The organism is Nocardioides dubius, assembly GCF_039528155.1.
GTDB lineage: Bacteria > Actinomycetota > Actinomycetes > Propionibacteriales > Nocardioidaceae > Nocardioides > Nocardioides dubius.
The window spans coordinates 152,985-165,635 of sequence record NZ_BAAALG010000008.1 but is presented as its reverse complement, the minus strand read 5'-3'; the positions used below and the strand labels follow the sequence as shown (position 1 = coordinate 165,635).

12 protein-coding genes are annotated in these 12,651 nt (G+C 71.1%); 8 read left to right on the top strand and 4 right to left on the bottom strand.

The features are described from left to right. Window positions 1–37 precede the first annotated feature (37 nt). From ABD151_RS10700 to ABD151_RS10675, 6 genes are read left to right on the top strand one after another with little or no spacing between them, the layout of a single operon-like run. Window positions 38–688, top strand: a complete 651-nt coding sequence (locus ABD151_RS10700; RefSeq protein WP_343994119.1) for a fasciclin domain-containing protein — start codon at window positions 38–40, stop codon at window positions 686–688. 30 nt (window positions 689–718) lie between these two features. Further along, the gene (gene sigK, locus ABD151_RS10695) at window positions 719–1,315 is read left to right on the top strand and encodes an ECF RNA polymerase sigma factor SigK (RefSeq protein ID WP_343994116.1); all 597 of its coding nucleotides are present in this window, start codon (window positions 719–721) and stop codon (window positions 1,313–1,315) included. Next, complete coding sequence (locus ABD151_RS10690) at window positions 1,312–2,076, top strand: anti-sigma factor (protein ID WP_343994114.1); 765 nt, start codon at window positions 1,312–1,314, stop codon at window positions 2,074–2,076. The genes sigK and ABD151_RS10690 overlap by 4 nt, the downstream gene beginning before the upstream one ends. Further along, window positions 2,073–4,073 carry an FAD-dependent oxidoreductase gene (locus ABD151_RS10685; RefSeq protein WP_343994112.1) on the top strand — a complete coding sequence of 667 codons (2,001 nt, stop codon included), beginning with the start codon at window positions 2,073–2,075 and terminating at the stop codon, window positions 4,071–4,073. The genes ABD151_RS10690 and ABD151_RS10685 overlap by 4 nt, the downstream gene beginning before the upstream one ends. A gap of 14 nt (window positions 4,074–4,087) precedes the next feature. After that, a complete protein-coding gene (locus tag ABD151_RS10680; RefSeq protein ID WP_343994110.1) occupies window positions 4,088–5,335 on the top strand; it encodes a class I SAM-dependent methyltransferase in 1,248 nt (415 codons plus the stop codon). After that, entirely contained in the window at window positions 5,332–6,120 is a 789-nt protein-coding gene (locus ABD151_RS10675; RefSeq protein ID WP_343994108.1) for a DUF1295 domain-containing protein, read from the top strand. Before ABD151_RS10680 ends, ABD151_RS10675 begins: the two co-directional genes overlap by 4 nt. A 137-nt stretch (window positions 6,121–6,257) precedes the next feature. Here the strand turns inward: ABD151_RS10675 and ABD151_RS10670 are convergent, their stop codons facing one another. Further along, complete coding sequence (locus tag ABD151_RS10670; protein ID WP_343994106.1) at window positions 6,258–7,856, bottom strand: acyl-CoA synthetase; 1,599 nt, start codon at window positions 7,854–7,856, stop codon at window positions 6,258–6,260. Between the two features lie 180 nt (window positions 7,857–8,036). Between ABD151_RS10670 and ABD151_RS10665 the strand changes: the two genes are divergently transcribed. Further along, window positions 8,037–9,260, top strand: a complete 1,224-nt coding sequence (locus ABD151_RS10665) for a cytochrome P450 (protein ID WP_343994104.1) — start codon at window positions 8,037–8,039, stop codon at window positions 9,258–9,260. A 24-nt stretch (window positions 9,261–9,284) separates the two neighbouring features. Here the strand turns inward: ABD151_RS10665 and ABD151_RS10660 are convergent, their stop codons facing one another. Further along, window positions 9,285–10,880, bottom strand: coding sequence for an ABC transporter permease (locus tag ABD151_RS10660; RefSeq protein WP_343994102.1), 1,596 nt, complete (start codon window positions 10,878–10,880; stop codon window positions 9,285–9,287). After that, window positions 10,877–11,785 (bottom strand): ABC transporter ATP-binding protein, encoded by a 909-nt coding sequence (locus ABD151_RS10655; protein WP_343994100.1) that lies wholly within the window; start codon window positions 11,783–11,785, stop codon window positions 10,877–10,879. The genes ABD151_RS10660 and ABD151_RS10655 overlap by 4 nt, the downstream gene beginning before the upstream one ends. 92 nt (window positions 11,786–11,877) lie before the next feature. Between ABD151_RS10655 and ABD151_RS10650 the strand changes: the two genes are divergently transcribed. Next, the gene (locus tag ABD151_RS10650; RefSeq protein WP_343994098.1) at window positions 11,878–12,126 is read left to right on the top strand and encodes an SCO4226 family nickel-binding protein; all 249 of its coding nucleotides are present in this window, start codon (window positions 11,878–11,880) and stop codon (window positions 12,124–12,126) included. On the opposite strand, the gene ABD151_RS10645 is transcribed toward ABD151_RS10650, so the two are convergent. Then, complete coding sequence (locus ABD151_RS10645) at window positions 12,117–12,515, bottom strand: MmcQ/YjbR family DNA-binding protein (RefSeq protein WP_343994096.1); 399 nt, start codon at window positions 12,513–12,515, stop codon at window positions 12,117–12,119. The genes ABD151_RS10650 and ABD151_RS10645 overlap by 10 nt on opposite strands. Window positions 12,516–12,651: the final 136 nt, after the last annotated feature.

Genomic DNA, 12,651 nt, shown 5'->3' with positions numbered 1-12,651 from the left:
GAATCACCTACGACATCCCCCAAGAAAGGCTCCACCGATGAAGCGCACCTTCACCCGCAACGCAGCCGTCACCGCAGCCGTCTTGACCTTGAGCCTCTCGCTCGCCGCGTGCGGTGACGACGATGATTCCAACGACAACGCCAACGACTCGAGCAACGACTCCTCGATGACGTCCGACGACCCGATGACCGACACGGAGAGCCCGTCCATGACCGGTGCCGAGCCGTTCGGCGAGGGCTGCAAGCTGATCCCCGCGGACGGCGCAGGCTCCTTCACCGGCATGGCCAGCGAGCCGGTCGCCACCGCCGCGTCCGCCAACCCGCTGCTCAAGACGCTGGTCAGCGCGGTCCAGACCGCCGGCCTGGTCGACACCCTCAACGGTGCCGAGGCCCTGACCGTCTTCGCACCCACCGACGACGCCTTCGCGAAGATCGACAAGAAGACCCTCGACGGCGTGCTCGCCGACAAGGAGACGCTGACCACGATCCTCACCCATCACGTGGTGGCTGGAAAGCTGAGCCCCGACATGGTCGCCGGCGAGCACGAGACCCTGGCAGGTGACACCATCAACGTCAGCGGTTCCGGCGAGATGTTCACCGTCGGCAAGGAGAAGGCCTCAGTCCTCTGCGGCAACATCCAGACCGCGAACGCCACGGTCTACGTGGTCGACACCGTTCTGATGCCCTGACCTGCTCTCTGAGAGAACAAGGAACGAATCGTGACCGAGATCGGACCGGCCTTCGGTGCATCGCCACCGGACACCGCGCCCCACGATCCCCTCATCGAGCTGCTTCGGCGCTCGGCCCGGGGGGATGAGGCCGCCTTCGCGCAGCTCTACGACGCCACCGCGTCCCGGCTGCACGGACTCGTGCTGAGGGTGCTGCGCGATCCCGCGCAGGCCGACGAGGTCACCCAGGAGGCGTTCCTGGAGATCTGGCGCTCCGCCGCCCGCTTCGACCCGGCCCGAGGCCGCGCCCTGTCATGGCTGATGACGATCGGCCACCGAAAGGCCGTGGACCGGGTTCGGGCGGCGGAGGCCGCCTCCCAACGCGAGCACACCTACCAGCACCGCAATGCCGAGGTGGAGCACGACACCACCGCCGACACGGTGCATGACGACCTCGAGGCCCGGCGGGTCCGGGCAGCACTGGACGACCTGACGCCGATCCAGCGCCAAGCCATCGAGCTCGCCTACTTCGGCGGCTACACCCACACCGAGGTGGCCGCCCTCCTCGACCTGCCGGTCGGGACCGCCAAGACCCGCATCCGCGATGGTCTGATCCGCCTGCGCGACACGATGGGAGTCGGCCAGTGAACGACATCCACGCCCTGACCGGCGCCTACGCCATCGACGCCCTAGACGACGCCGAGCGCATCGCCTTCGAGGCACACCTCGACGAGTGCGAGGACTGCCGGACCGAGGTGGCCGAGCTCACCGAGACCGCCACTCTGCTCAGCGGGCTCGCCAGCACCGAGCCGCCGGCCGGACAGCGCGCCGCGGTGCTTGCCGCGATCAGCACCGTCCGCCCGCTTCCGCCGCTGCCGCAGCAGGACGCTCCGGCGAAGGAGGAGCAGGCCCAGCCGATCCCGCTCGCCCCGGCCGCGCGCCGCCGTCCGGTGCGCCGCTTCGCCACCTGGGCCGCAGCCGCCGCCGTGATCGTCGGCATCGGCACCGGCGTCGCCGTCACCCAGCCCTGGGCCGACGACCCGGAGGGCTTCACGCCCAGCGCCAGCACCCAGGTGCTGACCGCCGACGACGCCGAGCGGGTGACGCTGAGCTTCCCCGACGGCGCCCAGGCGACCCTGGTCCGCTCGGTGACCGAGGGCCGCGCGGTGCTGATCACCAAGGACATGCCGGCCCCGCCGGAGGGCAAGGTCTACCAGGTCTGGCTGCAGAGCCCGACCGGGCCGATGGAGCCCGCCGCGGTGATGCCGATCCGTCCCGACCAGACCGTCCTGCTCGACGGCGACGCCTCGACCGCGACCGCGGCCGGGATCACCGTGGAGCCGACCGGCGGGTCACCGGAGCCGACCACCGAGCCGATCGCCCTGTTCGACCTGGCGGGCTCCGCATGAGCCCGGCCGCGGGCCAGCGGGTCGCGGTCGTCGGCAGCGGAGTCGCCGGATTGGTGGCGGCCCACGAGCTGGGCCGCCACGTCCGGGTCACCCTCTACGAGGCCGACGACCGGCTCGGTGGGCACGCCGACACCCACGAGGTCGACGGTCTGGGCATCGACACCGGGTTCATCGTGCACAACGCCCGCACCTACCCGCACCTGCTGCGCATCTTCGCCGAGCTGGGCGTGGAGACCCAGCCCTCGGAGATGTCGCTCTCGGTGCGCGACGACGCCTCCGGACTGGAGTGGGCCGGAGCGCTCGGGTTGCGGGGCCTCTTCCCCACCTCGGCGAACCTGCGCGACGCCGACTACCTGCGCACCCTGACCGAGATCCCGCGCTTCCACCGCGCCGCCAAGCGGCTGCTGGGGCGGGACGGCACCCCGGGCCACGAGCAGACCCTCGGCGACTTCCTCGACCGCGGCAGGTTCAGCGCGCACTTCCGCCGGCACTTCATGGCGCCGCTGGTCGCCGCGGTCTGGTCCTGCGACCCGCGCACCGCGCTGGAGTACCCGGCCCGCTACCTGTTCACCTTCCTGGCACATCACGGGATGCTCCAGGTCTTCGGCTCCCCGCAATGGCGGACCGTCACCGGTGGCTCGCGCGGGTACGTGGAGCGGATCGCCAAGGAGATCGACGAGGTCCACCTCGGCACCGCGGTGCGCGCGATCAGCGAGTCCGCCGACGGCGTCGTCGTCCGCGACGAGTACGACAACGAGCGGACCTTCGACGCGGTGGTGATCGCCGCCCATCCCGAGCAGGCATTGACGATGCTCACGGAACCGAGCCCGGCACAGCGCGAGATCCTGGGCGCGATCGGGTACACCCCGAACACGGCGGTCCTGCACACCGACACCTCGCTGATGCCGCGGGCCCGCAACGCCTGGGCCTCCTGGAACCACCTCGCGCGCCCCGATCGCGAGGGAGTCACGGTCACCTATGACCTGACCCGGCTGCAGCGGCTGGCGACCGACACCCACTACCTGGTCACCTTGGGCGGCGAGGACCTGATCGACCCGGCCCAGGTGATCGCCCGGCGCGAGTACGCCCACCCGAGCTACACGCCCGACTCGGTCGCCGCCCGCGACCGCCAGCGCGAGCTCGACACCGCCCGGATCCACTTCGCCGGCGCCTGGCAGGGCTGGGGATTCCACGAGGACGGCGCCCGCTCCGGCGTCGAGGCCGCCCGGCGGGTGGCCGCCCTGCTCAGCGAGGCACCGCGGCGCACCGCCTCCCCCTCCTCCGAGCCCACCCTCGGGCTCTACCGCACCACGGTGCGGCACACCCGCCGCAAGCCGTGGCGCCGCAGCTTCACCCACCGGTCGCAGCATTGGCTGGTCGACCTGGATGCGCTGCCCGACCACGGCGTCCTGGGGCGCTTCGTCGCCCGCGACCATCTCGGCGACCCCGAGGCCTCGATCCGCAGCAACGTGGACAACTTCCTCGCCCAGCGTGGGATTCAACTCGACGGCGGTCGGGTACTGATGGCAGCCCAGCCCCGCGCGTGGGGCTTCTGTTTCAACCCGATCAGCGTCTTCTGGTGCTTCGGCGGCGGCGGACGCCAACACGTCCTGGAGGCGGTGGTGGTGGAGGTGCACAACACCTACGGCGACCGGCATGCCTACCTGGTCCGGCCGGACCACCACGGTGCGGCCGCCACCGAGAAGGCGATGTACGTCTCGCCCTTCCACGACGACCGCGGACAGTACCGGCTGCACGTCCCCGTCCCCGAGGGCCGGCTGGACGTCGGCGTGCAGCTGACCACCGCCGACGGCGCCACCTTCTCCGCCTCCCTGGAGGGGGAGCCGGTCCCCACCGGCGCGGGTGCGCTGCTCCGCTCCTCGCTGGCCTCTCTCATCGGCGCCGCACTGATCCGGATGCACGGCATCACGCTCTGGCTGCGCCGCCTGCCGATCCAACCCCGTCCCCAACATCGCCCCCAGCGAGGAGTCCGATGACTAGCCTCGACACCATGACCGCCACTCCGACCGACGTGCCGGACCCGAGCCACTGGCCGGACCTCGCGGACTACCCGCGCGGGCTGCGCGCCGACGTGCAGGCCGCGGTGGTCCGCCGCCTTCTCGACGCCGCTGCCAAGCGGGCCGGGGTGAACGTGGTCGAAGGCCTCGACGCCTATCCCCTCGACGGGCGGCCGGTGCTGGTGATCTACCGACCGGAGGAGTTCTTCGCGCGGGTCGGCAGCGACGGCCTGATCGGCTTCGGCGAGGCCTGGCAGACGGGCGCCTGGAGCTCACCGGACGTCGTCGCCCTGCTGACCGCGCTGGCCCGGCATCTGCCCGAGCTGGTGCCGCCGTTCCTGCAGCGGTTGCGCCACGCCTACGTGGCCCGCCCGCCGGTCGCGCACCGCAACGAGGTCGGCAACACGCGGAGCAACATCTCCGCCCACTACGACCTGTCCAACGACCTGTTCGCCAGCTTCCTCGACCCGACGATGAGCTACTCCTCGGCGCTCTTCACCACCGCGCCGTTCGACCAGCAGACCCTCGAGCAGGCGCAGAGCCGCAAGATCGACCGGATCCTGAACCAGGCCCGCGTCGGCGAGGGCACCCGGCTGCTGGAGATCGGCACCGGATGGGGCGAGCTCGCGATCCGGGCAGCGCAGCGCGGTGCGGAGGTGCTCTCGGTGACCCTCTCCGCCGAGCAGCAGCACCTGGCCCGCACCATGGCGCATGCAGCCGGGGTCGACGACGCCGTCCGGATCGAGCTGTGCGACTACCGCGAGGTCGAGGGCAGCTACGACGCCGTGGTCTCGGTGGAGATGATCGAGGCGGTGGGCCACCAGTACTGGCCGACCTACTTCGCCACCATCGACAAGCTGCTGGTGCCCGGCGGGCGCGCGGTGATCCAGGCGATCACCATGCCGCACGACCGGATGCTCGCCACCCAGAGCACCTGGACCTGGATCAACAAGTACATCTTCCCCGGCGGCTTCCTGCCCTCGGTGCAGGCGATGGACGAGGTGGTCGCCGAGCACACCTCCCTGCAGCGTCTGGAGGATCTCGCCTTCGGCCTGCACTACGCGGAGACCCTGCGCCGCTGGCGTGAGCGGTTCATCGCCAAGCAGGAGCGGGTGATGGCGCTCGGCTTCGACGAGACCTTCTGCCGCACCTGGGAGTTCTACCTGGCCTACTCCGAGGCCGGCTTCGCCGCCGGCTACCTCGACGTGCACCAGTTGACCCTGCAGAAGGAGGACGCGTGATCGGCGACCTGCTGACGGTCTCCGGCGCCTGTCTGCTCGCGACCGCGGTGGTGATGACGATCGCCGCGGTGATCGGCCGTCGTCAGGGCCGGTTCGTGGTGGTGGACACCGCCTGGGGTGCGGGGTTCGTCGTGGTGGCGATCGTGGCCGGCGTCCTCGGCGACGGCGACCTCGTCCGGCGGCTGCTGCTGACCGCGCTGGTGGCGATCTCCGGCTCCCGCCTCGCCTGGTACATGTACCAGCGCACCGCCGCGACGGACCAGGAGGACAAGCGCTACGCCGACCTGGTCGCGGGCCTCTCCTACCCGACGGCGGTCCGCAAGGTCTTCGTCACCCAGGGCCTCGCGCTCTGGTTCGTCTCGCTCCCGGTCCAGGTCTCGGCGGTCGTCGACACCCCGGTCAGCGGCCTGCCGGCAGTGGTCCTCGGTCTGGGAACCGCCTTGTGGGCAACGGGATTCGCCTTCGAGACCATCGGCGACCGGCAGCTCGCCGCGTTCAAGGCGGACCCGAGCAACCGGGGCAAGGTCATGGACCGCGGACTGTGGGCCTGGACCCGGCATCCGAACTACTTCGGCGACTTCTGCGTGTGGTGGGGCGTGTGGCTGATCGCGGCCTCCGCCTGGCCCGGCGTGCTCACCGTCCTCTCGCCGATCGCGATGACCTACTTCCTGGTGGTGGCCACCGGCGCCCAGCGCCTGGAGCGCTACATGGCGCAGCGGCCCGGGTGGGACGCCTACGCGGCCCGCACCCCGATGTTCGTCCCGCGGCCGCCCCAGCGCGCCTGACCACGCGCTGAGCAGCGGAGCAACGCGGCGCTCGCCGCCGCGCGCTCCGCTGCGCTCTCGCCAACGTTGAGTGGCGCAAGGGGGCACCACTCAACGTTGGCCGGCGCAGGGGTGCACCACCCAACGGGTGGGCGTCGTCAGTCGGCGAGCGTGCGGTTCGCCCAGCGGTAGTCCGCCTTGCCGCTCGGCGAGCGCAGCACCTCGTCGACCAGCACCACCTTGGCCGGCACCTTGTAGCCGGCCAGCGTCGCGCGGGTGAAGGTGCGCAGCTCCTCGACGTCGAATCCCTCGACGCCGTCGCGCAGCTGGACCACGGCACCCACCCGGTGGCCGAACCGCTCGTCGGGCACGCCGGCCACGAGCACGTCCATCACGTCGGGGTGCGCCTTCACGGCCTGCTCCACCTCCTCCGGGAAGATCTTCTCGCCGCCGGAGTTGATGCAGCCCGAGCCTCGCCCGTGGACCACGATCGCACCGTCCTCCTCGACCTCCGCGAGGTCACCGAGGATCGCCCAGCGCACCCCGTCGATGACCGGGAAGGTCTCCGCGGTCTTCTTCTCGTCGCCGTAGTAGGCCAACGGCACATTGCCCTTGCGGGCCAGGCGGCCGAGCTCGCCGGAGCCGGGAGCCACGTCGCGCAGGTGCTCGTCGATCACCCGCACGTTCGGCGACGGCTGGAGCCGCATCTTGCCGTCCTCGCCGGTGGCGACCGTGCCATCCGCGCCGGACTCCGAGGCCCCGAAGCTGTTGCGGATCATCCGGTCCGGGAGCAGCGCGAGCAGGTCGGCCTGCACGCTCGCGGAGAGGATCGCGCCACCGGAGCCGACCACGAAGACCGAGGAGAGGTCGTACTCGCCCTCGTGGGCCCGGATCGCGTCGACGATCGGGCGGGCCTGGGCATCGCCGACCAGCGCGATGATCTGCACCTTGAGCCGCTCCGCGTCACGCAGCGCCTCCACCGCGTCGAAGGTGCGCAGCAGCGCCACGTGTGCGCCGCCGAGCAGCCCCATGAAGAGGGTGTAGCAGGCGGCTCCGTGCATCAGCGGCATGCAGAGCAGGTAGGTGAGCGGGAAGCCGTTCTCCAGCCCTGCGACCACCTCGTCGACCGAGCCGTACGGGTCGCCGTAGGGGTTGCCGCCCATCAGCGCGGCGAAGTGGAAGTCCTCCTGGCGCCAGACCACGCCCTTGGGCAGGCCGGTGGTGCCGCCGGTGTAGATGATCAGCTGGTCGTCGGCGCTGAGGTCATCGCGCGGAGCGGTCGCGCCGTCGAACGGCGCCAGCGCCTTCTCGTAGTCGACCACACTCACCTGGGACGACCAGGTGACCGCAGAGGCCTCGGCCTCGTCGACGATGACGACGTGACGCAGGTCGGGGCTGGAGTCGACCAGCGGGGCGATCCGGTCGGCGTACTCGGCGCCCGCGATCACCGCGACCAGGTCGCCGTCGGTGAACAGGTGCAGCAGCTCGTGCTCGGTGTAGCGGTAGTTGATGTTCACCGGCACCGCGCGGGCCTTGAAGCAGCCGAGCAGGCTCTCCACGTACTCGACGCCGTTGAGCATCTGCAGGCCGACGTTCTCGCCCGGCTTGATCCCGGCCTCGACGAGGTGCTGGGCGAGCCGGTTCGCACGGCGGTCCAGCTCGGCGTAGCTCAGCGTGGTGGGCCCGCAGGTCACCGCCGGGCGGTCCGGAACCGCCTTCGCAACGGCTTCGATCATGGTGGCGATGTTGAGCGTCATGGCTTCCCTCGTTGTGGCGCGCGATCGGATGCGGCGGGCCCACTCCCGAGGGAGGCCCACCATGGCAGAGATTAGACCCTGATCCAGAAATTTTTTAGAACGCGTTCCAGTGATCGGGACCACATCGCACTAGGCTGACCGGCACCCGACCAGGACCGGACCGACCCGAGGGAGCCTGCGATGGCACCGAGCTACGACCCGTTCGATCCGGCGTTCCGCGCCGACCCCTACCCGGTCTACGCCGCCCTCCGAGCCGAGCAGCCGGTCGCCCACCATCCGGCCGGCCCCGGCCGGCCTGAGTTCTGGGCGCTCACCCGCTTCGCCGACGTCTGGGACGCCGTGCGCGCACCCGAGACCTTCTCCTCGGCGTCCGGATTGACGTTCTTCCCCGACGAGATCGGCAGCCTCGGCCTGCCACCCACCCTGGTGATGCTCGACCCGCCGGTGCAGACCCGGCTGCGCGGCCTGATCGGCCGGGCCTTCACGCCGCGCCGGATCGCCGAGCTGGAGCAGAAGATCCGGGGCTTCGCCAAGGAGCGGATCGCCGAGCTGACCGCCCGCGCCGCCGACGGCGAGACGCCGGACCTGCACCAGGTCCTCTCCGCGCCGATCCCGGTCTTCGTGCTCGCCGACCTGCTCGGCGTCCCGGAACGGGACCGGGCCAGCTTCACGCCGTGGGTCTCCGCCCTGACCGAGATCCAGAACGACGGGTTTGCCGTCGACCTGAACGACGGCGAGAGCACCGGCCTGCACGCGGTCACCGAGATGATGGGCTACTTCAGCGACGCGATCGCGCATCGGCGCACGTGCGAGCACGACGACCTGATCGGGGCCCTGGTCGCCGCCGAGCTGGACGGCCAGCGGCTCACCGACTGGGACATCCTCGGCTTCTGCTTCGTGATGGTGGCCGGCGGGAGCGACACCACCGCGAGCCTGATCTCGCACGCGATCACCCTGCTCACCGAGGCCCCCGCCCAGCGGGAGGTCCTGCTCGCCGAGCCGGAGCGGATCGGCACCTCGGTGCTGGAGTTCCTGCGCCTCGAGTCGTCGGTGCAGGCCCTGGCCCGGACGACGACGCGCGAGGTGAGCGTCGCCGGCGTCACCATCCCGGCACGCGCCAAGGTGATGATGGTCTACGGCTCCGCCAACCGCGATCCCGAGGAGTTCGGACCCGACGCCCACCTGCTCGACGTGCGCCGCTCCCCCGACCGGCACCTGGCCTTCAGCAGCGGTCCGCACTTCTGCATCGGCAGCCACGCAGCCCGGCTGCAGGCCACCGTCGCCCTGCAGGAGCTGCTCGCCGCGCACCCCCGGATCACCGCGGACGCCGACGCCGGAGTGCGCCACGACTCCTACTTCGTGCGGGCCTGGAAGAGCCTGCCCTGTGGCGACCTGAGCGCCTAGCGGACGTCGTGGCGACCTGAGCTGTTAGTGGACGTCGCGGCGCGCGAACGCCGCCTGCGCCGCCACCCACAGCACGATGACGACGCCGCCCAACGCGATCACCGGCGTCCAGGCGAACGCCTCCACCGGCACCAGGGCCGGGTGCCGGTACGGGGACAGGTCCATCACCAGCGAGGGGAACGAGAGCACCTCCCCGAAGAGCATCACCACGACACTCAGTGCCAAGCCCGCCCAGGCCCACGGCGCCCAGCGCGCGGAGAGGCCGTAGAGCAGGCGGGCAACCCCGACCCACACCAGCGAGGCCAGGCTCATCGTCGACGCGTTGACGAGGAAGTCGCCCCACCGGTCCCACTGCGAGGTGACCAGCCCGAAGCCGAGCCCGAGGCCCAGGGCTCCCGCCAGTCCGACCAGCACGGTGCCGACGACGGTGACCACGCCGTGCCCCGCGAACCAGCGGCCCCGCGGCAGCGCCGTGGCCAGCAGAGACTCGACCCGGCCGCCCTCCTCCTCGACCCGCGGGCGCAGTGCCGAGGAGATCGAGAACCCCGCTGCCACCAGGGCCAGCATCCAGGCCGAGGAGGCGAGGAACCCGTCCACCGGGTCCGCCAGTCCGGCGGCGAGCATCGCGTCGGAGAGCTCGGAGTCACCGAACATGTCGGCAGCGTCGTTGCCGATCGAGCCGTAGGCCAGGCCGCAGACGAAGAGGCCCACCAGCCAGCCGTAGAGGGAGCCGCGCTGCAGGCGCCAGGCCAGGCCGAACGCACCCTGGAGATCGCGGCCTGCCGTCGCCGGGCCCGGGCGTGCGGCCAGCACCCCACTGCCGACGTCGCGGCGCTCGAAGATCGCGAAGGCCAGTGCCACCGAGCAGATCAGCGCCGCGACGAAGAGCAGGGCCGGCCAGAGACGGTCGCCGGAGAAGGCCCACATCGCCTGGCCCCAGCCGATCGGCGAGAGCCAGGAGAGCCAAGGCGTGCCGACGTCACCGACGGCGCGGAGCAGGTAGGCCAGGCCGATCGCCACTCCGGTCAGCCCGTACATGCCACGCACGCTCTGGGTCAGCTGCGCAGCGACCAGCGCCACCCCGGCGAAGGTGGCGCCGCTGAGTCCGGCCTGGAGGCCGCTGGCCAGCGAGCCCATGCCCGGCAGGCCGTACGCCCACAGGCTCAGCCCGACGCCCAGACCCACCGCCAGGTTGGCGATCAGGGCCACCAACAACGCCGCGGTCTGCGGTGCGTGGCGGCCGACCACCGCCGAGCGCAGCAGTTCGTCGCGCCCGGACTCCTCCTCGGCGCGGGTATGCCGGCCGATCAGGAACATGCTCATCAGCCCGGCGGTGATCGCGCCGAAGGCGGCGGCCTGCCAGGTGACCTGGCCGCCCACGGTGTTCAGTGCCCGCGCCGGGCCGGCCATCGCGATCAGCGCCGCGTTGCGCTCCATCGCCTCCGCCGCACGGTCGAACTCGGCCTGGTCGGCATAGAGCCCCTCGACGCCGATCGCCTGGGAGACGTAGAGCAGGCTGATCCCGGCCGTCCAACAGCCGATCATCAGCGCGTCGCGCCGCAGGAAGGCCGGCAACAGGACCCGCAGGCCCACCACCTCGCGGCCCAGCAGGCGACTCATCCGACGGCCTCGGGCTCCGTGGGGATCTCGTCGCCGTAGTGCCGCAGGAAGAGCTCCTCCAGCGTCGGCGGCTGACAGACCAACGACGTGATCGTGAAGCCACGCAAGGCTCCCAAGGCCGCATCCAGCTGCTCGGTGTCGATCTCGAACGCCACCCGATGGCCGTCGACGGTCAGGTCGTGCAGGCCGCTCAGCGTCTCGAGCCCGTGCGGAGGCTGCGCCAGCTCGGCCTGGATCGAGGTACGGGTCAGGTGCCGCAGCTCGCTCAGGGTTCCGGTCTCGACGGCGACGCCGTTGCGGATGATCGTCACCTTGTCGCAGAGCCGTTCGACCTCGGCCAGGATGTGGCTCGACAGCAGCACGCTGTGGCCCCGCGAGCGGAACTCCCGCACGCACTCCTGGAACGCGGCCTCCTTGATCGGGTCCAGCCCGCTGGTCGGCTCGTCGAGCACCAGCAGCTCGACGTCCGAGGCCAGCGCCGCGATCAGGGCAACCTTCTGCCGGTTGCCCTTGGAGTAGCTGCGCCCCTTCTTGGTGGGGTCCAGCTCGAAGAGGTCGATGAGCTCGGCCCGGCGGCGGGCGTCGAGACCGCCGCGCAACCGGCCGAGCAGGTCGATCACCTCGCCGCCGGTCAGGTTCGGCCAGAGGTTGACGTCGCCGGGGACGTAGGCCAGCCGGCGGTGGATCGCCGCTGCGTCACGCCACGGATCGCCGTCCAGGATCCGCACGGTGCCGCCGTCCGCCCGCAGCAGGCCGAGCAGGATCCGGATCGCGGTGGACTTGCCGGCGCCGTTCGGCCCGAGGAAGCCATGCACCTCGCCGGGGCCGACCTGCAGGTCGAGGCCGTCCAAGGCGGTGAAGTGGCCGAAGCGCTTGACCAGGCCGTGGATCTCTACGACGTCCATGCATCGACGGTAGTCGCCCGGGCCCGCAGGATTGGGGATGACCGGAAACCTCAGGCGGTCGCATCGTGAAGGAACCAACCAAGGAGGCGACGATGCCTGAGTTCATGGACGTGCACACCGGGATGGCCGGGATCACTCCGGAGGGTCTGCTCGAGGCCCACAACGCCGATCTGGCGATCCAGGGTGAGGAAGGCGTGGACTTCAAGCACGCCTGGGCCGACCCCGAGTCCGGCATGGTCTTCTGCCTGTCCGAGGCGCCCGACGCCGAGGCAGTGCAGCGGATCCACGAGCGCGCCGGTCACCCGGCCGACTCCATCTATCAAGTTCCCGTTCAGGCCTGACCCGGCTCGGGTGCGGCGTCGGGGCGCTGCACCTGCGCGGCCAGGCCCTCGGGCGCCTGCAGGCAGTAGGAGTCGAGCAGCAGCTCGCCGACCTCGGACCAGTCCGTGCCGTCGTCGAGCACCATGCCGATCACGTTGTCGCCCCAGCCGGCCCGGAAGTAGGGCCCGCCGAGGTGCTCGAAGGCAGCCACCTCGTCCGGCTCGCCGCGCAGGGTGATCCGGATCAGGCCGTCCTCGCCGCCGAAGAGATGGGCGACGGTGGCGCTCCCGATCCGCCACCGCACGCCCACCCAGGCACTCTCCTCGTAGGCGCGCGGCAGCGGATCGACGATCTTGCGGACCTGTTCGACCATCCAGACCGGCACTTCGGCACGCTGCTTCTTTCCCACAGGTCCAGAGTGCCACCCGCCCCCGACAACAAGCGCAGGGTCGAGCGTTAACAAGCGCAGGTTCGGGGGTGAACAGGCGCAGGTTCGGCTAGTAGGACTTGGGGAGGCCGAGGCTGTGCATGGCGACGAAGTTGAG

What these genes read in the sequence shown, in the direction of transcription:
- ABD151_RS10700 (WP_343994119.1), top strand. Translation starts at nt 38, where the DNA reads ATGAAGCGCACCTTCACCCGCAACGCAGCCGTCACCGCAGCCGTCTTG.
- ABD151_RS10685 (WP_343994112.1), top strand. Translation starts at nt 2,073, where the DNA reads ATGAGCCCGGCCGCGGGCCAGCGGGTCGCGGTCGTCGGCAGCGGAGTC.
- ABD151_RS10680 (WP_343994110.1), top strand. Translation starts at nt 4,088, where the DNA reads ATGACCGCCACTCCGACCGACGTGCCGGACCCGAGCCACTGGCCGGAC.
- ABD151_RS10670 (WP_343994106.1), bottom strand. Translation starts at nt 7,856, where the DNA reads ATGACGCTCAACATCGCCACCATGATCGAAGCCGTTGCGAAGGCGGTT.
- ABD151_RS10665 (WP_343994104.1), top strand. Translation starts at nt 8,037, where the DNA reads ATGGCACCGAGCTACGACCCGTTCGATCCGGCGTTCCGCGCCGACCCC.
- ABD151_RS10660 (WP_343994102.1), bottom strand. Translation starts at nt 10,880, where the DNA reads ATGAGTCGCCTGCTGGGCCGCGAGGTGGTGGGCCTGCGGGTCCTGTTG.
- ABD151_RS10655 (WP_343994100.1), bottom strand. Translation starts at nt 11,785, where the DNA reads ATGGACGTCGTAGAGATCCACGGCCTGGTCAAGCGCTTCGGCCACTTC.
- ABD151_RS10650 (WP_343994098.1), top strand. Translation starts at nt 11,878, where the DNA reads ATGCCTGAGTTCATGGACGTGCACACCGGGATGGCCGGGATCACTCCG.